Origin of the sequence: Anabaena sp. FACHB-1237, assembly GCF_014696225.1 — a bacterium.
Lineage (GTDB): Bacteria > Cyanobacteriota > Cyanobacteriia > Cyanobacteriales > Nostocaceae > FACHB-1237.
This window is the reverse complement of sequence record NZ_JACJPV010000020.1, coordinates 22,182-43,366: the sequence shown is the minus strand read 5'-3', so window position 1 is coordinate 43,366 and position 21,185 is coordinate 22,182. Positions and strand designations below refer to the sequence as shown.

At 35.3% G+C, this 21,185-nt stretch carries 18 protein-coding genes; 6 read left to right on the top strand and 12 right to left on the bottom strand.

The annotated features are described in order from the left end of the window. The first annotated feature begins 24 nt into the window (after positions 1-24). On the top strand, positions 25-432 hold the full coding sequence (locus H6F32_RS11820; protein ID WP_242031115.1) for a PPC domain-containing protein: 408 nt from the start codon (positions 25-27) through the stop codon (positions 430-432). 39 nt (positions 433-471) lie between these two features. Then, on the top strand, positions 472-1,251 hold the full coding sequence (locus tag H6F32_RS11815; protein WP_190369534.1) for a TIGR01548 family HAD-type hydrolase: 780 nt from the start codon (positions 472-474) through the stop codon (positions 1,249-1,251). A 56-nt stretch (positions 1,252-1,307) separates the two neighbouring features. Here H6F32_RS11815 and H6F32_RS11810 read toward each other — a convergent pair whose 3' ends face one another. Continuing rightward, positions 1,308-2,174: a metallophosphoesterase gene (locus tag H6F32_RS11810; protein ID WP_190369533.1), complete on the bottom strand. Its 867-nt coding sequence runs from the start codon at positions 2,172-2,174 to the stop codon at positions 1,308-1,310. Positions 2,175-2,239: 65 nt separating this feature from the next. On the opposite strand from H6F32_RS11810, the gene H6F32_RS11805 reads away from it, so the two are divergent. Continuing rightward, positions 2,240-3,100: a hypothetical protein gene (locus H6F32_RS11805; RefSeq protein WP_190369532.1), complete on the top strand. Its 861-nt coding sequence runs from the start codon at positions 2,240-2,242 to the stop codon at positions 3,098-3,100. A gap of 134 nt (positions 3,101-3,234) precedes the next feature. Here H6F32_RS11805 and H6F32_RS11800 read toward each other — a convergent pair whose 3' ends face one another. From H6F32_RS11800 to H6F32_RS11790, 3 genes are all read right to left on the bottom strand, one after another. Further along, complete coding sequence (locus H6F32_RS11800; protein ID WP_190369531.1) at positions 3,235-4,176, bottom strand: hypothetical protein; 942 nt, start codon at positions 4,174-4,176, stop codon at positions 3,235-3,237. A gap of 365 nt (positions 4,177-4,541) precedes the next feature. Then, positions 4,542-4,769, bottom strand: a complete 228-nt coding sequence (locus tag H6F32_RS11795; protein ID WP_190369530.1) for a hypothetical protein — start codon at positions 4,767-4,769, stop codon at positions 4,542-4,544. Further along, on the bottom strand, positions 4,756-5,031 hold the full coding sequence (locus tag H6F32_RS11790) for a hypothetical protein (RefSeq protein WP_190369529.1): 276 nt from the start codon (positions 5,029-5,031) through the stop codon (positions 4,756-4,758). The genes H6F32_RS11795 and H6F32_RS11790 overlap by 14 nt, the downstream gene beginning before the upstream one ends. A 627-nt stretch (positions 5,032-5,658) precedes the next feature. Between H6F32_RS11790 and H6F32_RS11785 the strand changes: the two genes are divergently transcribed. Further along, on the top strand, positions 5,659-5,877 hold the full coding sequence (locus tag H6F32_RS11785) for a type II toxin-antitoxin system HicB family antitoxin (RefSeq protein WP_190369528.1): 219 nt from the start codon (positions 5,659-5,661) through the stop codon (positions 5,875-5,877). Then, positions 5,877-6,116, top strand: a complete 240-nt coding sequence (locus H6F32_RS11780) for a type II toxin-antitoxin system HicA family toxin (RefSeq protein WP_190369527.1) — start codon at positions 5,877-5,879, stop codon at positions 6,114-6,116. Before H6F32_RS11785 ends, H6F32_RS11780 begins: the two co-directional genes overlap by 1 nt. 1,053 nt (positions 6,117-7,169) lie before the next feature. Here H6F32_RS11780 and H6F32_RS11770 read toward each other — a convergent pair. From H6F32_RS11770 to H6F32_RS11740, 7 genes are all read right to left on the bottom strand, one after another. Then, positions 7,170-8,636: a coproporphyrinogen-III oxidase family protein gene (locus H6F32_RS11770; RefSeq protein ID WP_190369526.1), complete on the bottom strand. Its 1,467-nt coding sequence runs from the start codon at positions 8,634-8,636 to the stop codon at positions 7,170-7,172. Between the two features lie 60 nt (positions 8,637-8,696). After that, positions 8,697-9,581 (bottom strand): DMT family transporter, encoded by an 885-nt coding sequence (locus tag H6F32_RS11765; protein ID WP_190369525.1) that lies wholly within the window; start codon positions 9,579-9,581, stop codon positions 8,697-8,699. Between the two features lie 11 nt (positions 9,582-9,592). Next, the gene (locus tag H6F32_RS11760) at positions 9,593-10,693 is read right to left on the bottom strand and encodes a class I SAM-dependent methyltransferase (RefSeq protein WP_190369524.1); all 1,101 of its coding nucleotides are present in this window, start codon (positions 10,691-10,693) and stop codon (positions 9,593-9,595) included. 1 nt (position 10,694) lies between these two features. Continuing rightward, positions 10,695-11,708: a radical SAM protein gene (locus tag H6F32_RS11755; protein ID WP_190369523.1), complete on the bottom strand. Its 1,014-nt coding sequence runs from the start codon at positions 11,706-11,708 to the stop codon at positions 10,695-10,697. Between the two features lie 71 nt (positions 11,709-11,779). Then, positions 11,780-12,514: a hypothetical protein gene (locus tag H6F32_RS11750; RefSeq protein WP_190369522.1), complete on the bottom strand. Its 735-nt coding sequence runs from the start codon at positions 12,512-12,514 to the stop codon at positions 11,780-11,782. Between the two features lie 628 nt (positions 12,515-13,142). Then, positions 13,143-13,811 (bottom strand): N-acetylmannosamine-6-phosphate 2-epimerase, encoded by a 669-nt coding sequence (locus tag H6F32_RS11745; protein ID WP_190369521.1) that lies wholly within the window; start codon positions 13,809-13,811, stop codon positions 13,143-13,145. A 51-nt stretch (positions 13,812-13,862) separates the two neighbouring features. After that, positions 13,863-15,770 (bottom strand): GAF domain-containing sensor histidine kinase, encoded by a 1,908-nt coding sequence (locus tag H6F32_RS11740; RefSeq protein WP_190369520.1) that lies wholly within the window; start codon positions 15,768-15,770, stop codon positions 13,863-13,865. 342 nt (positions 15,771-16,112) lie between these two features. Here H6F32_RS11740 and cobN point away from each other — a divergent pair, with 342 nt between their 5' ends. After that, on the top strand, positions 16,113-19,946 hold the full coding sequence (cobN, locus tag H6F32_RS11735) for a cobaltochelatase subunit CobN (RefSeq protein ID WP_190369519.1): 3,834 nt from the start codon (positions 16,113-16,115) through the stop codon (positions 19,944-19,946). Between the two features lie 739 nt (positions 19,947-20,685). On the opposite strand, the gene H6F32_RS11730 is transcribed toward cobN, so the two are convergent. Further along, entirely contained in the window at positions 20,686-21,141 is a 456-nt protein-coding gene (locus tag H6F32_RS11730) for a Fur family transcriptional regulator (RefSeq protein WP_190369518.1), read from the bottom strand. Between the last annotated feature and the right edge of the window lie 44 nt (positions 21,142-21,185).

The window sequence follows — 21,185 nt, the reverse complement described above, 5'->3', positions numbered from 1 at the left end:
ACATTAATGATAATTTATATGAGTATGAACATAGTATCAGCACAACCAAGGAATACAAAAGATAAATTATATAATCCTATATATAATCCTATTCCCTTACCGCAAATTTCAGAGATTACTGATAAATTAACCACTAAAGATATACCCACAGGACAAGGAGGATTTGCCCGTGATTATACAATACAATTACAAAAAGGTGATAATATAGCCATTGATTTATCATCAGAAAATTTTGATAGCATCATCACAGTTTTATCTCCTGATGGTTCAACACTAGCCGAAAATGATGACGGACCAGATGGCAGTAGTAACTCTCTGCTATTTACACGCATTATAGAAACAGGAACTTACATTGTACGAGTGCGATCTTTTGGAGAAACAGGAGTAGGAACTTTTAAATTAAAGGTAACAAAATTGTCTCCAGTAAAGTAAATTATCAAATAAATTATCAATCAAAACATGACAAATTATATGACTACAAAAACAGCAATTATTTTCGATATAGATGGAGTTATTCGTGATGTTAGTAAATCCTATCGTCGCGCCATAGCAGATACAGTAGAATACTTTACAAAGGAAAATTATCGTCCCACATCCATAGATATAGATCATCTAAAAGCCGAAGGTATTTGGAATAACGACTGGGAAGCATCCCAAGAATTAATTTATCGTTATTTTAGTACCCAGGGAAAAAACCGCACAGAAATAGAAATAAGCTATGAAGAAATAGTACATTATTTTCAAAGTCGTTATCGAGGAACAGATCAAGAAAATTGGAATGGATATATTTGTGATGAACCATTATTAGTAACAGCTAATTATTTTCAAGAACTGACACAAGCTAACATCGCTTGGGGCTTTTTTAGTGGTGCAACTCGCGGATCAGCTAATTATATATTAGAAAGAAGATTAGGGTTAAAATCGCCCACTTTAATAGCGATGGAAGACGCACCAGGAAAACCAGATCCTACGGGACTTTTTGCCACAATTAGACTATTAGAAAATGGAAATAATACCATATCTAATATTATTTATGTTGGTGATACGGTGGGAGATATGCACACCATAGAAAAAGCCAAAAAAATAGATCATTCTCGAAATTGGATAGCAGTGGGAGTATTACCCCCCCATGTTCAAGAAACAAGAGAAAGGCAAGAAAGTTATATAGAAATAATGATCAAAGCAGGTGGAAAAATAGTATTTGATAATGTAGAAAAAGTAACAGCAGAAGTAGTAGAAAAACTGATCTAGTAGCTTCAGATCCCGGACTTCTTTAAGAAGTCCGGGATCTTAATTTAATTAATTAATTAAAACTTAATTACACCCTGATCAAAAACTTGATGATCAATACCAATACCACTAATTTCTATTCTATCAGCATAAACATCATAAGCTGCAAAACTCAAATTACTAGTAGAATATCCTGTCCATTCTGAACGCCCCACAGGACGATTTCCCGCCCCAGCACCACAAATTACATAAGTTGTACCATTAATATTATTAGTTCTTTCATAATTATGTTCATGACCATTAATGTATAATTGAACTTTATATTTTTTAAACAAAGGAGTAAACATTTTCACAAAATTATTATTAGTTCCATATTGTCCTGATGAATAAATAGGATGATGACCAAAAACCACTTTCCAACGTGCTTTACTTAAACTTAATTCCTTATTTAACCAACTTAATTGATTTTTCCAATCTGCATTATTATTAGTATCTAAAGCGAAAAATTGTACTTGATTTCTAGTAAAAGTATAATAACGTCCTGTCATATTAAAACTAGGATATTTAACTTGAGGATCACCGTTTTCTGTTCTAATATCATGATTGCCTAAACAAGCATAAAATTTCACACCTTTTTTTAATAATGGTTGATAAGGACGTTCAAAAACTTCCACAATTTTCGACATTTCCCCATTATTATAAATATTATCACCAGCTAAAACTACCAAATTATAAGGATTTTTTTGATGATAAACATCCATAGCTTTAGCCACATCATATTGTCCTTTTGTACCTGTTCCCGTATCAGCTACAGACACAAAACGTAAAAGTAGACCTTTTTTGCTAGAATTAGCATTAGCGCTGGATAATTGCCAGCCAAATAAACCTGTAGTAATGGTAGTAAAACCACCTAATAATAAAAATTGACGACGGTTAATTTTCATAAATTCCCCAATCTTGAGATAATAAATAATTACATACACAGTTATTTTAGAATAAAAAACTCAGAATGACACAACCAAGACGCAGAAAACCAAGAAATAACTCAGAAACTCCACCACCAAAAAAACCACCTGTGTGGAAAATCGCCATTATTCAAGTTTTACGAGGAACTATTGGAGTTTTAGAAAATACTGTTGTTAAGTTAGAAAATGAGGAGGTTAATGTTAATCAAAAACCTGGTTTTTTACAAAGTTTATTTTCATCATGGGATAGGTTTTTAAGAACTTTTCGGTTATTTTTACCTTCTAATATATCTAATAATGTTTCTGATTCTTTATTAACAGGAATTTTTGCTTTTATCGCTATCATTATTATTAGTATTAGTGCATTTACTTTGATATCTAAACCTTCTCCTGTGGTTGCTGTGACTCCATCGGAAACTACTACTCCAGAACCGACAATAACACCAAGTCCTGAACCTACAATAACACCGGAAATAACACCAAGTCCTGAACCTACAATAACACCGGAAATAACACCAAGTCCTGAACCTACAATAACACCGGAAGCAACACCAATACCGGAAATAATTATAGAATTAACACCAGAACAAAGTTTAATTAAATCTATTGAAAGTCAGTTTTCAGAGATTACTATTACTACTAGAAATGCAGAAAAACAAAATATAAATATAGAAACTCCATTAATTGTATCTATTGAAGTTGATTTAGCAAGGAGTGATTTAACTGTCAAACTTAAAGAAGTTTGGAGTAATTTAACAGCAGTGGAACAAAATAAATTAGCAAATAAAATATTACAACGTTCTCAAGAATTGGGTTTTACTCATTTACAAATAGTTGATTTACAAGGTAATTTAATTGCACGTAGTCCAGCAGTGGGCAAGGAAATGATCATTTTTAAAAGGTAGCATAAAATGGGTATATTGTGAAATATTTGATTTATTTTGATTTATTTTGATTTATTTTGATTTATTTTAATTAATTGCATTGCGATGACTACATTTACTGTAACCATCGCAAAATATCACTTATTTGTGAATATCTACTTTCTAAATCTTGCCAATAAATCTTGACGAGATAATTGCAAAAGTAAAGGAGTAAATTCTTCTCTAGTCATGGCAATTACTTGATCAATAATTGCTGTTAATTCTGAATCAACTTCTCCAAAACGTACTTGTAGAATACTTTCAATCATAGCACGGCGTTCTCTTGCTATACCTTCTTGTCGTCCTTCTTGTCGTCCTTCTTCTACTCCTTGTTTTTTGAGTTCTTCTAATTGTTGTTGGTACATTTCTGATAGTTTCATAATTAACTCCTGATCATCTCGATCAATATCTTGTTCTTGACGTTGACGTGCGGATAACACAGCAATTAGGTTATGTACTAATTGTATGATATTACTAAGGGAAGAACTATTTTCAGATAGCACTTTTAATTCTTCCACTGCTTGTCTTTGTATTTTTCCTCTACCTAATATCCTGAGAAACAATGTTTCTGGTGTACTCGGTAGTTGATGAATAGCAATAATTACAGTTTTAAACCCTGTTCCTAAAAAATAAACTCCTGAACCCCAATTTTCTTCGTCTAAAGCACCTTTAAAACTATCAATGATGTCTAGTGATAACGTTGGTGAAAAAATCCATAAATGGGGCAATTCTATTTCATTTATTTTTGTATTATTGCGCTTTGATTGTCGTTCTAGGTCTGCATGGATGTCAAACAATTTACCTATACAACTACGAATTTCACTTTTACTAACCGGATTACGAAATGGTTCAAATATAGCAGAATTGGAATAAATGGCCATTCTGCCTAAAAGTCCTAGTGTTTCTATATTGTTTGGAGATGCGGACACTGGTGTAAATAATACATCAATTTGCCTAACTTCTGAGGTAATATCTTTACTCATATCTACTTCACCATAGGGTGTTAATAGTTCTGTAAGATATTGTTTAGCAAATTGGTCATGGATAAAACGAGTCATTCACTTGCAATTTGATATTAGGATAAAATTATTAAGTTAATCTATAATTTAACATTTTAGATTGTGATCTATCAAAAAAAATCATACTTTATTAAGCTGTTGTGCCTTTAACTTGAATAATTAATACAAGCAAGATGCTTGTGCTACTGTAACTTCACCTTTTTTAATTATACAGTGAGTGCTGCACATTAGCTTAGGACTTACGCAAGTGTCACACTAAAAAATTTGTTGTAGGGTGCGTCAGACAGTATCAATCTTGCAAATAAACAGATTTTTGATATCTGACGCACCCTACAAATGTGCCAGTTGCGTAAGTCCTGTTTATACTCGCAGTTTGTTTTCGCTTGATTAAGTTTTTGCCAAACTTAAACATGATAAGCGCTAATGACTTTTTTCTGATCACGAGTATAAATAGATTCTACTCTTGGATATTGTTCATGAATCCACCAAACCTTAACTCTGTTACCTTGTGCTGGGGCTGTTCCTGATATAGAATAACCAGCATCAATAATTAATTTTTCAAATTGATTTGTATCTAAAATCGTAGATTTAAACTTTGGTAGTCCCTGTATTTGATGCTTATTGAGGGTCATAACTACCCTGATAAGTTGTAAATATTTTGTATCCTGGTAATACTAAAGCTATACCTGCTTTGCTATGTATTGTACCTGGATATTTGTAAGGTTGATCATCAGGAACAGCGCCACCAAACCGAATATGTATTCCTGGTAGCCATAAGTATAATCCAGGAATTAACAAATCCATACTATAAGCTATTTCTCTAATTGCTTCATTGGGTTTATTGTGTATTGGTTTATTGGTTAATTTAAACTTGGTGTTGGTGATATTAAGCATAAGTTTTAATTGCCAATTATTAATAGGAATATATAAATTATTATATTGTAATTGTCTGAATCAAGATGTCCAGGATTTAAGGATTTTCAGGATTTTTATTGATATTAATAAATTGATATTGATAATTTATAGCTGTTTTCATCCCCTTGCGGGGAAATAGGTTAGGAAAGCAGAGGGAAAGTCGGATCTTACCGGCTTGCACAAGAAACAAAGTTTCCATCCCCTTACGGGGAAATAGGTCAGGAAAGGGCTACTTTCTGGAAACCTTGCGTAGCAATACTTTCAGCCTCCCATTTCTACACCACTTTTTTGATTCTCAATAAAGTGCGAAAAATCTCAACAATTTTGAGATTTTTGAGGCTGAAACCCTTACTGTGTAAGGAATCGCCACCAGTCAACGAGATTATGCGGTTTTCAAGGTTCAGGGGAGTGGTGTCGAATTGTTGATACATAATTGCTAAAAGTATCTGTTTTCCGGGCAGTTGTCAACTAGTGATCATGATTTTGATACATTTCTTAAAAATTAGTTTCCATATCAAGCTGACTGCTGAATGCTGATGGATGTGATATGATCAGGCATAATGCAGTTGATCATTTACTGAAAAAGATTACCGAAATCAAACTATTATGAAAGATATTAAAATCATAGTGGAAAGACATTCTGATGGTTATATTGCTTATCCCATAGGAGTGCAAGGGGTAGTAGTTGGTGAAGGTGATAGTTACGAAGAAGCCTTAGCTGATGTAAAATCTGCTTTAAAATTTCATATTGAAACTTTTGGTTTAGAAGTTTTAGAGTCTGATTCTCCTATTCTTGAAGTTTCCATAGTGGAGGCTGTAATATAATGCCTAAATTTCCTGTGGATGCTCCTCAAGTTAAAGTAATTAAAACTTTAGAGCAATTAGGATTTACAATAGTCAGAGAAAGAGAACATATTGCTATGATTAGGCAAAATGATGATGGTACAAGTACACCTTTAACTTTACCAAATCATAAAAAAATTAAAGGTTCAACTTTGAGAAGTATTTGTAATCAATCTGGTATTTCTCGTCAAGAATTTTTGTCTATTTATGAGACTCTTTAAGAAGATATTTCTAAAGTTCATAGCGTTTCATAATCTCATGATGTACAAAAATATCTGTATCAATTAAAGTTTTGTTTTTCACCGTTAATTTAGTCTTCTTTAGCTTCTATGTTTTAACATATCTTCAATTAGTTGTAATTCCGCATCATCTGACCATTTCCCAATAAATGAATCATTGAGAATTTCCGGTTTAGTCAGTTGTTCAATCATTGCTTTAATCAAGTCTGATATTTGACAATGATTAGTCTGAGTTAGTTGTTGTATTTTGTCATAAGTTTCTTAATCTAGTTCTATTTCTATTTTTTTCATAAGAGGTGATTTATTGGATAATAAAGTCTTTCCATTATGACATATTTGAGAAATATTTTTCCAATTTTTAATCTTATCAAACAGTTTGAGCATACGATGTTTCCATCCCCTTGCGGGGAAATAGGTTAGGAAAGCACAAACGATATATTTCCGAGGGAATTCTTTTACTGTTTCCATCCCCTTGCGGGGAAATAGGTTAGGAAAGTGGGGATAATTTTATCGTAGAGATTGGGGATAGAAAGTTTCCATCCCCTTGCGGGGAAATAGGTTAGGAAAGGGCTACCTTCTGGAAACCTTGCGTAGCAATACTTTCAGACCCCCATTTCGACACCACTTTTTTTATTCTCAATAAAGGGCGAAAAATCTCAACAATTCTGAGATTTTTGAGGCTGAAACCCTTACTGTGTAAGGAATCGCCACCAGTCAACGAGATTATGCGGTTTTCAAGGTTCAGGGGAGTGGTGTCGAATTGTTGATACATAATTGCTAGAAGTATCTGTTTTCCGGGCAGTTGTCAACTAGTGATTATGATTTTGATACATTTATTAACAATTAGTTTCCATGTCAAGCTGACTGCTGAATGCTACTGGATGTGATATGATCAGCTATAATGCAGTTAATCATTGACTGAAAATTAAAAGCGGCTAAACGAGGTGATTTAGGTGGAGGAATCAGTTACCAAGATTAAATTTCTGCCTCAGTCAAGCCGCTTAAATAATAGCTTATTTCTCCTCCTTGTCTGTTTTATGGAAATCTAGGTTGATGCTTACAAGGATGAAGCATTCCTTGGGTATAAGCCTCCGAGGGGAAGGGCATATAATTAGGATGATGGAACTGCTGGGCAACTTCATCAGCAAAGAAAGCACCCAGGCGTGTTAACTGAATTTTATCTGAATCTTCTTCCAACAATCCAAAAGACTTTAATGCCTCAATTTTTTCCCCAAATACCTCATTAAGAGAAGCCCCACCAGTGACTTGAGTAAAATAGCCTTTCCAAACACAGCGATTTTTCAAAGGAAGAATAACTGCCCAACGCGCTTGATCTTCAGGAGTTCTCACATAACCCCGATTTAAAGGTAGTTGCCCAGCAGCAACTTTGGTATAGTACTCATCAAAATCTTGGGTATTGAGTACAAAGCGATTACGGAGACTGCTAAAAGCCGTTTGCCCAAAGCCCACCTGATCGAGTAAGCCACAGCATTGGTTATCAGCATAGCAGGAGTAGTGTTCTCGTTTTTTGGTGAATACCCGTCGCAGATTTTCATGATACCCATTTTCATTGAGGATTTCGATGGCAATTTGTTTCATCATAATTGCATCTTCATTAGTGGGAATATCTTCAGGACGAACTTCGGTAACTTTTTTGATCACACCTTGGAAATCTCCGTAAGCCTCAATTTTGAGACGATAAAGCTGGATCTCCTCCACATCTAAAGTAACAGCTTGTTCCATTACTTCGATCCAATTGTCTAAATTTTGTCCAGGATAGCCAAAAATAAACTCAATATCCAGTTGATATCCCATAGCATGGCACAGGGCAATAGCTTCCAGAGCTTCCTTAGAACCATGATGGCGGTTCATTAATTTCAACACGCGATCATTGAGAGATTGAACCCCAATGGTGAGACGATCTACTCCGTAGGACTTCATCATCTCTAATCGCTGAATGCCTTCCGAGCCAATTAATGTTACAGGATCTACATCATAGTTAAACTGGCTACACTCTGAAAGATCCACGCGTTCCACAAAGAAATCAAAAAAATACTTTTGTTGTTCCAGAGTCAGATAGGTAGGTGTTCCTCCCCCAATCAAAATTGATCTAGCCTTAATTTTGTCAATCCCCAAGCGTTTCATATAAATGTCCATTTCTTTTTCCAAGGCTTGGAGATAGTAAGATTTCTCGTCATTGGATGCTCCTGTAACAACGGGATAATGACAAAAAGTGCAATGACGACGACAGAAGGGAATATGAACATAAATATCAAACATCCCATCTTCTGGCAGAGTATAATCTTTAAAGATTTCTTCCTCTGTCATTTCAGGATACATAGTAATGGGAGGATAGTGAACCGAGGGGAAAAAGTCTCCAGATTCACATAGCAACCCTGCGGCTTTTAATCGTTGGAAATCTTCTAATCTTGCTTGGGCTTTTTCCAGGATATCTCTACGACGAACTGTTGGTAAGGAATGACTATGAAGAACATTAACCATTGATTTAATCTCCTTTTCACAAGATAAAATTAAGGATTTTGAGAATTTTTAATGAGTAGCTCAGGGAGTACAAATTAAAATAATGCCGAACACTGCCACAAAATTGCCAATTAATGCTTGAGTGGTGATTTTCTCCTTGAGAAAAATGGCAGCCAGGGGTAGTACAAAAAGGGGTTCAGTAGAACTGAGTATATTGGCAATGGCAACATCAATATATTTGAGAGACACCAAGGACAACCAGAAGCCGCCAAAGGTGACAACTGCTACTGCGATTAAGAACCTGGCGATTAAAGCGCGATCCTCAAAAGGATTCATCCATTTTCCTAATCGTTGAGTAACCAAGCCAAAACCGAACATCCCCACTGTTCCTGATAGCATCCGAATAAAAGTTGCTTGAATAGCTGACAGAGAAGCCAAACCCTGTTTAGCAATAATCAGGGACACAGACATACAAATCACTGAGAGCAAACCGATGATAATTCCTCTCCATTTGAACTGGGATTTTTGAGAGTCATTGGTAATTTTGCTATGGAGTACCAGGGCAATTCCCAATAAAACTGAGACAATTCCTACCCACTGTTGAGGGGTGGGTTGTTCTTTCAGGAAAATCACCGCAAGGATAATAGTTAAGACCTCACCAAAGGTCGTTAATAAAATCAGTGAATGCGCTCCTATATCTTGCAAAGCCTCAAAAAATAACGTATCCCCGATAGAAATTCCTAACAAGCCGCTTAAAATTAGTAAAAACAAGGATTGATGGTCAACCTGATTATAGCCAGTAACCAGTAGAGCTAAAGCTAGGAAAACCACGCTGACCCCTCCTTTGGCCAGAGTCATCCCTAGGGGTGATAACTTTTCCCCCAATCGCTTAAAGAGGATTGAACCAACCGCCCATGATGCGGATGAACCCAGTGCAGCAGAGATACCAATGACTCTAAAATCCATTGCTTTCGGTCCTAGGCTTTTTTGAAGATTAAAATATATCTTTGGGGAATGAATTGATATTCTTTTTCCAGGCGAAAACCATACTGTTCTAATTGAGAAATTACCAATTCCTTGGCTATGTAAGGACCATGATAGGGCAGCGTTCCTTTTTCTACCAAGGCGTTATCCACAACTACAAAGCGACCATCTGGCTTGAGGGCTTTTTTCAGGCTATTCAAGTAGCGTTCTTGCACTTCTTGCAGGGTGACGGTATAGATAATGTGATATAGAGAACACATATAAGCCAAATCTACCTGATTTTCGGCCACGCCAATGTTATCTGCTTTTGGCAAATAGACAAAATCAATGTTATTGAGCTTGTATTTACTGGCTACCTTACTGACAAAATTAACGTGGTCTTTGACAGTGTCTATACCGAATACTTTCCCATTTGGTCCAACAGCTTCAGAAAATTTAAAGGTGTAGTATCCCGGACCACTGCCAATATCTGCAATTCGCATTCCTGGCTTGAGATTTAAAACCTGCATAATCTTGCTGGTCTTTTCCCATTCTTCTCGGCGAGGATTATTGAAGAGAATAAAGTCTTCTAGGAACGATATTCTCGACTGACCTTTAAAAGTCTTTCCATCCTCAAATTCTTTGAGTTTATACTTACGTTGAATATACTCTTTGAGGTTGGCAAAATTATTTTCAGCCCAGAAGTTAAAAAATTCTCGATGATATTTGTCCGCGAGGATTTTCTCTTTTTCACTATTAGAAGCTAACAGATATTTGGCAAACCATTGAAGGGCTGTATATTCTCCTCCATAATTTTCTAAAGGAATGATCCGATCATAAATTTTACTAGCAGCTTGGGCAGAATCATTATTGCCAGTTTCCAAGGCATTGAACAAGAATTTTCCTGCTTCAACTCCCCCTTCAGTAATATCAAAAGAATCTATACTACCCAAGTGAACTAAAGAGGTTTTGGAGTTGATCTTAATTTCTTTAATTGTCCGTGATTTTGGTTCCTGAGCATGAATAATGATGGGAGAGAGAAGTGACACTAGCAAAAAAGTTAATGACAAGATAGTTAATAAGAATTCTCGACTGATCTTTAATCGTTTAATCATGTTAGTTGGCTTGATAATTTTGAGTGATTAATTTTTCTACTTTTAAACCCGCTTGATGTAGGGTTTCCAAAGCATGGTTTAATCTGACTACAAAACGTTTTTGGGAATAAATAAGGTATTTTTCTTGAAAATCTTGTGGAGTAAAGTTTATAGTAATCACGTTAGCTCCGGCATTAAATCCCATAAGTTGACCCCCTGGCTGAATTTTCTCCAGAGCACTCACTGTAGGGATTAAGGGTGTTTTCAAGGCTATTCGATAAATGGCCATCGTATTTAATGTATAGTTCAGATTCCCATAGGGCAAGGATTCTAAGGGGGTATTCTGATTGGGTATAAATGGGGAAGAACTAACAAAATCTGGGTTAATCTCTAAGGCTAAACGAATGTCATCTACGAGCATATCGAGGGTTTGATGCGGTAATCCCACAATATTACCTGTTCCTAACTTTAAGCCAGCTTCCTGAATCCATCGGGCGCATTGCAGTCGCTTTTCTAAGGAAGTATGGGCAATTTGTTTGTATAACTCAGGGTTAGAAGACTCAAATTTTAAAATATAAGAGTTCGCTCCCAGTTCGGCAAATCTTTCATAAACGGCTTTGGGACGTTCTCCTAAACAAAGTAGGATGTTGACATTAAAACGACGTTTAATTTCGGGAATCACCTCTTCTAAAATGGGATCACATTGGGGATCTTGTCCCGCTTGTAAAAAGACTATAGGAATATGTGCTTCGGCAATTTGTTGGGCAATTGCTAAAATTTCTTCTGCAGTGAATCGGTATCGTTCTATCTGAGTGTTAACTGCTCTGATTGCACAGTAATCACAGTTTTTCTGGCAATAGTTGGAAATTTCAATCACTCCTCTAACAACTGCTTGGTTCTCTAAATGGGTTTGGCGAGTTTCTCGTGCTTTTTGCCATAACCATTGTTGTAATTCTCCCTCGGCAGTTAAAAGTTCCAATAATTCAGAATTGGTGAGATTTTTAATTTCTAAGGCATCTTTTTGAATGGTAGTCATAAATAACTTTTTCTCCTCTTTATAGTGTTATTGATTTAGTTCGCCATTAGTACCATTTAATTTAGTACCATTTAATTAATTAAGGTGAGATCGATAGTAAAAGGTTTTCCTTTTAAAATCTTTAACAATTGTTGCTGTTTTTGAGAGAGAATAGCATCAGCTTGTTTTTGGCTTTTTTGCCTGAGTTGATCCAGGCGTTTTTTATTGCTTGTCATCACCTTATTACAGCTTTGAGGACTATTCGTGGCAGGAAATTCAAACATTTTAAAAGCCTTTTGATTGGTTTCTTGACTAATCTTTCTCAGTTGATTTTGTTGATCTTCACTTAGATTTAGCAAGCTCACAGTTTCTTCTTGGTTAAGACTTTGCCATCCATATACCTGAAGCATAATTTCCTTCAAGCGGGTAAACTGACGAGGTTGTAAAATTTCGTTAAGTTGACCACTGTTTTCTTGAGATACTTGTTGAACTTCTTCAAAAAACTTCTTTTTTCTCTCGTCAGTCCATGGACGAGATTGTAAAGAGGTATATAAGCCAGTAAATTTTTGTTTCAATATTGATTCTAGCTTAGTTAATTCGGCAACTTGTAATTTCGTGATCTGAAGTTCTGTTTGTACTTGGGGTAGTCTTAGTAAAGCGAGCGAATTTATTCCTGGAGGAAAAGGAACACAGTCTGAAGTTTGAGTAGGTTTAGAGGTTGATTGAGAATTGGGGGAATTTTGGGCAAGAACAGGTTGTCCTACCATAGTGAGTGTCAAACAGGCTATGACTAAAGTTCTTAGTAAATAAGCATTCATGAATGTCACAAAATATTACAATAAATGATTCATTTTCCATCTAAAATCCTTAATGTGTAAGGAATAACCACTGGTGAACGAAATTATGCTGTTGTCAAAGTTTAGTGGGGTTTTCTCTAACCTCTAACCATTGATATATAATTGCTAATTATATTTGTACTTCCAAGTAATTGTCAAATGGTGATCATCTTTATGATACATTTCTTAAAGATTAATTTACATTTTAAACCGAATACTGAATGCCCAAAACTACTGATAAATTATTGCTGCGTTGTATTTATCAATCACACATTCACCTTAATATAAACATACCTACGTACAGTAATTTACATAATTAAAAAGTATATAAGTTAACAATAATACTTTTTATTACAGAGATTCTGTATGTTAACGATGTACCTTACACAAATGGCATCTACTGTATTAGGACTTACGCATTGACATAATCAACTAAATATGGACTATGGGTTTCGGGCATTTTAACGTGATTTTTTGATGATTTTTGAGTGATAGCTTCCCTTGCCGTGAGCATTGCTACTGATCAGAAGTTAATCGCCAAAAGCCTGAAACGACGGATTTTCGTTCATTCACATCATGGTGAATTTGTACAGTGCGTAAGTCCTATGTATATTACAGGTCAATTATCAATTAACTGATGATAGGATCTAACTAATAAATCAATCCCAGTAATAGCCGTACCTACTACCACTGCATCAGCCCCTAAATCTAAGGCTTTTTTAGCCATTTGCGGTGAAGAAATACCACCTTCACAAATCACAAAAGTATCTAGTTTTTCCACTATTTTTGTTAATAATTCCCAACCCGGAGGAGGACAATTTTTAGTAGCTGCTGTGTAACCGTAAAGGGTAGTACCGACAATATCAGCACCAGCTTCAACGGCAAATTTTGCAGCTTCAAAAGTATCTACATCCGCCATAACTGGTTTTCCTAAAGTCTCGTGAATACGGGCAATAATATCTATTAACTTTTCATCATAGGGACGGGTTCTATTAGTAGCATCTATAGCAATAATATCCGCTCCTGCTTCAGAAACAGCAGCAGCATGATAATATGAAGGAGTTATATAAACATCAGAACCAGCTATTACCTGTTTCCACAAACCAATAATCGGTACTTGTACTTTTTCCCGCACAGCGTTAATGTGATTAGGTGTATCAATTCTTACAGCAACAGCCCCATTATTGACTGCTGCTTGTGCGATCGCTGAGATAATGTAAGGATCATGTAATGGTGAATTTACTGGTGCTTGACAGGATACTATTAAACCTTTAGGTAAATTAATCATATTGATAGGAATAGAACATCAGAGAACTTAACAGAATTATACAATCACCAATCACCCATTCTTAACTTGATTTGGTATCCACACAGTAAAAACTGAACCAATACCTACAGTAGATTCTACCTCAATGCGGCCACGATGTAACTCTACCAATTGCTTAGTTAAAGCTAAACCTAAACCAGTACCTTGATAATTGCGACGATAGGGAGTATCTAACTGTTGAAACTTCTCAAATAATAAGGTTAATTTATCTTCAGGAATACCAATTCCGGTATCTTCTACTTGCCAAATTGCGGTATTATCTTCTATCCACAAACGTAAAATTACAGTACCATTTTCTGGAGTAAATTTAATAGCATTAGTTAATAAATTCCAAATAATTTGTTCCATTCTAGTAGCATCTCCTGTAAATTCATCTTGTGTAGGATTAATTTGTAAATCAAGTTCTAAAGTAATATTTTTCTCCTTAGCTTTATCTTTAACACAGCTTAATGAATTTTGGGCAACTTTAATTAATGAAAATCGTTCAATATTTAAAACTGTTTTTCCTGCTTGAATTTGTGATAAATCAAGAATATCATTAATCATCTCTAATAAATGTTCTCCACTATCATGAATAGTTTGTAAATAATTTCTCTGTCGTTGACTTAATTCTCCTAATGGCCATTTTAATAATGTGGAAGACATACCAATAACATAGGTTAAAGGAGTTAATAATTCATGGCTAATTGTGGCTAAAAATTCGCTTCTAACACGACTTGCTGCTTCTGCTGCTAATAGGGCTTCTCTTAACGCCATTGTACGTTCAATTACCCTTTGTTCTAAGGTTTCTTTTTCCTGTTTTAATATTTCCGTAGCTACTTTTAAAGATGTCATTAATTCAGTTTGATAAATAGCTATAGCTAATTGTTCAGCTATAGAAGTTAGTAACTTTATATCTCCTTGATGCCATTGTCGTGGTATATAACATTGATGGGCAATTAATAACCCCCAAAGTTTGTTTTCAAATATTATTGGTATAGCACATTTAGCCCGCACTTGAATATTTCTTAAAAATTCTAAAAGACAAGTTTCCAAAATGTAAGTTTTTTCGATATCATCTACTACTAATGTGAAATTTTGCAAATATTTATCGTAACAATATGGGAGAGGGAAAAAACAAGATTCTTGTTGAATATTCAAAACAGAAGGTATTTCTGAACCAAGAGATTCATAAATAACATAACTATTATCTTTGTCATCAAATGAATTATCAGAAATTTCCACACTTTCAACAATAATTTTTGCTGGTACAAATTTATAAATTACTAATCTATCTAATTTTAAAAATTCCCGCACTTGACTAATTGCAGTATTGATAATTACTGATAAATCTAAACTTTTTCTGATTTGGGATGTCACATGATTTAAAAGTTGTTCCTGGGCTATTTGTTTTTTGAGAATATCTTCCACAATTTGACAGGTAAAATTAGTATTTGTATTATCTACTGTATGAGTTTTCTGACTAATTGTTATCTCTGGTTGTTTGAGTAAATATTCTAACAATAATAATGTAAATTCACTTTGTAAATTAGCATCATGATTACCAATAACTTCAGAATATTGATGAAGTTTTTGACAAGTCAGAGAGTTAGTTGTAAATAATTCCGCTAATTCTGATATAAAGGAATTTATCGCTTGTAGATTAAAGGTAAAATTTACATCCAAATTCACATATAGATTATCTTGTTGACTGGGTGGTATTTTTCCTAGTAATAAAGCTGTAAATCCGTGAGATATTACCAAGATAAATCTTTTATCTTGCCAATCTCTAGGGGAAAAAACGGGAGCGAGTAAAGCATCTGTTAATACTACAGCATCCGTAATAACTAATGTAGCCATCTGTTGTAGCAATTCGCCCAGTTGATCGAATATACTTACAGGTACGGTATGAGAAAATCCCAAATCGGGAGAAATAAACATTTGGATTTTGGATTTTGAATTTTAGATTGTAGGTAAGCATTCAGCAAAAGGCTAAAAACAAAAATATCAGCCTGTAAATTTGTCTCCAGTTTGAGTTTAATCTGTTGTCCATCAATCATGATAGAATTTGGCAAAACTATGATTTGATAGAAAATCTATCTACCCATAGATGAAAGCTGATTACTCGTTACTAATAGCCCAATCTTTATGATTGTAGATTGATTATATGATCTCATATCTAAAATTTTTCAGTAATTGATGCTCTCCACTCTGTACATGAATATGGTGATTTCTGATAAAATGTAGATTGCAGAAGACTAAAAAAGGCGATAACATAAAAATATGCACCGTATAAACGCAACCGGAGGTGGATGGAATCAATCAAATGGTTTGTTTTTTTTAGAACAAACTAGCGCACCTTTAATATTTATAACGGCTGCGGATACGGATATTCAAACTTTAACTTGTGTAGTTCCTCAACTACCGCCAGAATTTCCGCAACTAAGAGTAGCTAACTTGTTACAATTGCAACAGCAAATAACGATAGATGCTTATGCAGAACAAGTATTAGAATCTGCTCAAGTAATTGTATTAAGATTGTTAGGAGGTAGTGGTTACTGGAGTTATGGTTTGGAAGTGGCACAGGAAATAGTCAGCCGATATGGTACGTCTCTTATTGTAATACCTGGTGATGATGGCTTAGATGCCGGTTTAATGTCTAAATCTACTCTAGCTGAAAACATTGTGTACCAGATTTGGCGGTACTTTCAAGAGGGAGGAGTAGAAAATTTTATCAATGGTTTGCTGTTTATTTGTGATAATTGTTTTTCCACTAAATTTAATCCTTTACCTCCTCAAATAATTCCTCGTGTTGGTTTATATAGCTATCAGCTATCAGCAGTCAGCAGTCAGCACTCAGTATTTAGTAGGGGTTTAGCAATGCTACACCCTGATTTAACAACAATAAACCCAAATAACGAACATTCTCAATCCTTACCTCGTGTCGGTATTCTTTTTTACCGTGCTCACTATTTAGCAGGTAATACTAAAGTAATGGACGCTTTATGTCATGCTATTGCAGCACAAGGATTACAACCTGTACCAGTATATGTATCTTCCTTACGTGAAAATGGAGTTTCTCAAAGTTTATATGATATATTTCAGCCAGAAAATGATGAACATATCAGCGTCTTATTAAATACTACTAGTTTTTCCTTAGCACGTTTAGAGACAGAAATTCCTGAGATTGAATTATGGGAAAAGTTGAATGTACCTGTATTTCAAGTAATTTGTAGTGGTGGTTTTCAAGAACAGTGGGAAAATAGTTTACAAGGTTTAACTCCCCGTGATATGGCTATGAATGTGGTTTTACCAGAGGTTGATGGTCGAATTATTACCCGTGCTGTGTCTTTTAAGAGTTTGCAAAGTCGCAATGATCAGTTAGAGACGGATGTAGTAGTTTATGAACCAGTGAGCGATCGCATCAACTTTATTGCTAAACTAGCAGCTAATTGGGTAAAACTTCGCCAAAAACCACCAGAGAACCGTCGTATAGCGTTAATTTTAGCCAACTATCCCAATACTAATGGACGTTTAGCTAATGGTGTGGGTTTAGATACGCCAGCTAGTTGTGTGGAAATTCTCAAAGCATTAAAATTAGCAGGTTATAAATTAGATGATATTCCATTAGATAGTGATGCACTAATTCGCAGTTTAACAGTTGGTGTCACAAATGATCCTGAAAGTAAAGATTGGAAAATAGTCAATCAAAGTTTAGAAATTACAGAATATCAAGAATATTTTGCCACTTTACCCCAAACAATTCAAGATGCAATTATTGAAAGATGGGGAATAGTGAATAAATCAGAATTTCATCAATCATCAATTCCTATTTCTGGTATTGAATTTGGTAATATTTTTGTAGGTATTCAACCATCAAGGGGCTATGATTTAGATCCCAGTTTAAATTACCACGCTCCAGACTTAGAACCAACACATCATTATTTAGCTTTTTATCATTGGATAAGAAAATGTTTTTCAGCAGATGCAATTATTCATGTAGGAAAACACGGTAATTTAGAGTGGCTTCCTGGTAAAAGTGTGGCTTTATCTAATACTTGTTATCCAGAAATAGCCATTGGACCGACTCCACATTTATATCCTTTTATTGTTAATGATCCTGGGGAGGGTTCACAAGCAAAAAGACGCTCTCAAGCTGTGATTATTGATCACTTAACTCCCCCTATGACTAGAGCAGAACTTTATGGAGCTTTACAACAGGTAGAAAATTTAATTGATGAATATTATGAAGCAGAAAGTTTAGATCCTGGTAGAATGTCCATGATCAAAAAACGCATTGAAGAAATAGTGATTCAAGAAAATCTCTACAAAGATTTAGGAATTGAAAATAGAGAAGATTTACTTTTAAACTCCCTAGATGGTTATTTGTGCGAACTCAAAGAAACACAAATACGCGATGGTTTACATATTTTTGGACAAACCCCAAAAGATAGACAACTAAGAGATTTAATAGTAGCTATATCTCGTATTCCTAACCGTCATTCTATCGGAATTACAAGAGCAATTGCTCAAGATTGGAACCTCGAATTTGATCCTTTAACAACTAATCTCAAAACCCCATTTATTCCTCCCAAAACCCTCTCTGTGTCTCCCCGTCTCTGCGTGAAAATAAAATCTTGTCATATCGTCGGAGATGTAATTCAATTATTAGAAGAAGAAGCTGCTTTTTTGGTAGGAAAAATTATAGAAAAAGAGGAGCTAACGCTCAACTACAAACCTTTAAGAGAATGTTTACAATGGATAGAATTAAAACTTTTACCTGCATTACAAAATACACCGGAGGAAATTAATAATTTATTACGCGGTTTAGAAGGTAAATATATTCCTAGTGCAGCGTCAGGCGCACCTACACGCGGTCGTCCTGAAGTTCTACCCACTGGTAAAAACTTCTATTCTGTAGATATTCGTGCTTTACCCACAGAAACGGCCTGGGATATCGGTAGAAAAGCCGCAGATGCTCTTATAGAAACCTATACCCAAGAACATGGCGAATACCCTCAAACCATCGGCTTGTCAGTGTGGGGTACTGCTACCATGCGAACTGGCGGAGATGATATTGCTCAAGCATTAGCTTTAATTGGAGTTAGACCTGTATGGGATGGAGCAGCACGCAGAGTAGTAGATTTTGAAATTTTACCATTATCTATTCTTGGCCGCCCTCGCGTAGATGTGACTTTAAGAATTTCTGGGTTTTTCCGTGATGCTTTCCCCAATTTAATTGATTTATTTTCCCAAGCAGTAACAGCAGTTGCAAATTTAGATGAACCTACAGAAGAAAATCCTATTGCGTTAGCGGTTACACAAGACACTGATTTATGGATAGAACAAGGTTTAAGTTTAGATGATGCGGTTGAGCGATCGCAATATCGTGTTTTTGGTTCTCAACCAGGAACCTATGGTACAGGTATTCAAGGTTTAATCAATTCTCAAAATTGGCAAAGTGATGAAGATTTAGCACAAGCATACATTAATTGGAGTAGTTACGCCTATTCTCAGGGAACAGGGAACCCGGAACAGGGAACAGAGAATATTGAAGTATTTAAACAACGTTTAGCACAAATGCAAATTGTTCTCCATAATCAGGATAACCGCGAACATGACATACTTGATTCTGATGACTATTATCAATTCCAAGGGGGTTTAACGGCTGCTGTACGCTCTTTACAGGGAAAAAACCCCAAAACCTACTTTGGCGATAATTCCAACACTTCTAGTCCGAAAATTCGCCAATTACAAGAAGAAATTAACAGGGTTTATCGCTCTCGTGTCATCAACCCCAAGTGGATAGCAGGAGTTATGCGTCATGGTTACAAAGGGGCGTTTGAAATGGCCGCAACGGTGGACTTTTTATTCGGGTATGATGCTACCGCCCAATGTGTCGAGGATCATATATATCAGGGTATAGTTGAAGCATATCTGGAAGATCCTGTAGTTTGCGAATTTATCCATGATCATAACCCTTGGGCTTTGCGAGATATTGCAGAAAGATTATTAGAAGCAAATCAGCGCAATTTGTGGGAAAATGTGGATCAGCAAACACTGGAAAATCTGCGAAACCTTGTGCATCAAGCGGAAGCAGCTATTGAGAGTAAATAATTATCGGCTTTCAGCTATAAACCCACTTTAGTCATCAGAAAATAATCATAAGCTAATGTGCAGCACTCACTGTATAATTAAAAAACCTAAAGTTACAGTAGCACAAGCATCTTGCTTGTATTAATTATTCAAGTTAAAAGCACAACAGCTTACTCTGGCGTTGCTGAACTCAAGTATGAAATTGAGAACTTCAAAATTTGAAACTTTGCGTCTAATGCAAGTCCTTCGCTTCGCTGATACGCGAAATAAATATCATACCCCAATTCGCAGCACATCAGTGCACGTTTTATAAGAACAGTTAATTACAGCGTGTTGTTTTTGTTTTCAAGTTCACTCTGTGACTTGCTTTCAAAAAAACAACACAAGCTAGAAATTACTAATCAAGCAAATATCATTATTTGTGATAAATTATACAACTTATTCAAAACATCACCAGACAGTGATTTTACTATGCTATAACTACAACAAATAGTGCAAAAATAGACTTTTTAGAAAAGTCGTATCAACGATACTATGGCAGATGATACCAAAAAACCATTAAGACGCATTCAGAGATATTAAAGGTGGAAAATTATAATAGGATTTAGTAAAATAAACCATATTATAAAACTCCTCCTCGAATATAAGCAGATTCCCACACTAATACAACCAAACATTGATAGTTAGAGTATGTTAGATTATGTTGTAAGTAAATAAGATCAACAGCTTAAATAGAATATGACCATATCCAACAGCACGATTATACAGGAACTAAGGATCTTTGACACTGAGGACAAATAGCATGAATCGTCATTTGACAGTCTAGCAAGTGGAAACCTTCTTTTTGTGCTGTTTTCGCCCCAATTTTCAGAATTGAGTCATTTTTAAATTCAATAGTCGAATTACAACGTACACAAATTAAATGGTGGTGATGATGGGGATAAGGTTGATTAATTTCATAGTGTTTATGACCTTCACCCAACTCCAATTCTCGCAAAATTCCCATTCTAGCCATTAGCTTGAGAGTACGGTAAATAGTGGATAAACTAATACCTTCTCCATCTTGTTCTAAGCGATGATGAAGATCCTCTGCGCTGAGATGTTCACCTTGTGGTAGGTCTTGAAAAATATGTAGAATAGTTTCGCGCTGAGGAGTTAAACGCCAACCTCGGTCGTTTAGTTCTGCCTTAAGTGAAGTAGTTGTGTAGACAGTCATACTAAATTTTCTCAACAAAGCCTATTAATTGAGAATATAACAAA

Coding starts and splice junctions, on each gene's coding strand:
- H6F32_RS11815 (WP_190369534.1), top strand. CDS start 472: ATGACTACAAAAACAGCAATTATTTTCGATATAGATGGAGTTATTCGT.
- H6F32_RS11810 (WP_190369533.1), bottom strand. CDS start 2,174: ATGAAAATTAACCGTCGTCAATTTTTATTATTAGGTGGTTTTACTACC.
- H6F32_RS11770 (WP_190369526.1), bottom strand. CDS start 8,636: ATGGTTAATGTTCTTCATAGTCATTCCTTACCAACAGTTCGTCGTAGA.
- H6F32_RS11805 (WP_190369532.1), top strand. CDS start 2,240: ATGACACAACCAAGACGCAGAAAACCAAGAAATAACTCAGAAACTCCA.
- H6F32_RS11760 (WP_190369524.1), bottom strand. CDS start 10,693: ATGATTAAACGATTAAAGATCAGTCGAGAATTCTTATTAACTATCTTG.
- H6F32_RS11800 (WP_190369531.1), bottom strand. CDS start 4,176: ATGACTCGTTTTATCCATGACCAATTTGCTAAACAATATCTTACAGAA.
- H6F32_RS11780 (WP_190369527.1), top strand. CDS start 5,877: ATGCCTAAATTTCCTGTGGATGCTCCTCAAGTTAAAGTAATTAAAACT.
- H6F32_RS11755 (WP_190369523.1), bottom strand. CDS start 11,708: ATGACTACCATTCAAAAAGATGCCTTAGAAATTAAAAATCTCACCAAT.
- H6F32_RS11765 (WP_190369525.1), bottom strand. CDS start 9,581: ATGGATTTTAGAGTCATTGGTATCTCTGCTGCACTGGGTTCATCCGCA.
- H6F32_RS11795 (WP_190369530.1), bottom strand. CDS start 4,769: ATGACCCTCAATAAGCATCAAATACAGGGACTACCAAAGTTTAAATCT.
- H6F32_RS11740 (WP_190369520.1), bottom strand. CDS start 15,770: ATGTTTATTTCTCCCGATTTGGGATTTTCTCATACCGTACCTGTAAGT.
- H6F32_RS11785 (WP_190369528.1), top strand. CDS start 5,659: ATGAAAGATATTAAAATCATAGTGGAAAGACATTCTGATGGTTATATT.
- H6F32_RS11820 (WP_242031115.1), top strand. CDS start 25: ATGAACATAGTATCAGCACAACCAAGGAATACAAAAGATAAATTATAT.
- H6F32_RS11790 (WP_190369529.1), bottom strand. CDS start 5,031: ATGCTTAATATCACCAACACCAAGTTTAAATTAACCAATAAACCAATA.
- H6F32_RS11745 (WP_190369521.1), bottom strand. CDS start 13,811: ATGATTAATTTACCTAAAGGTTTAATAGTATCCTGTCAAGCACCAGTA.
- cobN (WP_190369519.1), top strand. CDS start 16,113: ATGCACCGTATAAACGCAACCGGAGGTGGATGGAATCAATCAAATGGT.
- H6F32_RS11730 (WP_190369518.1), bottom strand. CDS start 21,141: ATGACTGTCTACACAACTACTTCACTTAAGGCAGAACTAAACGACCGA.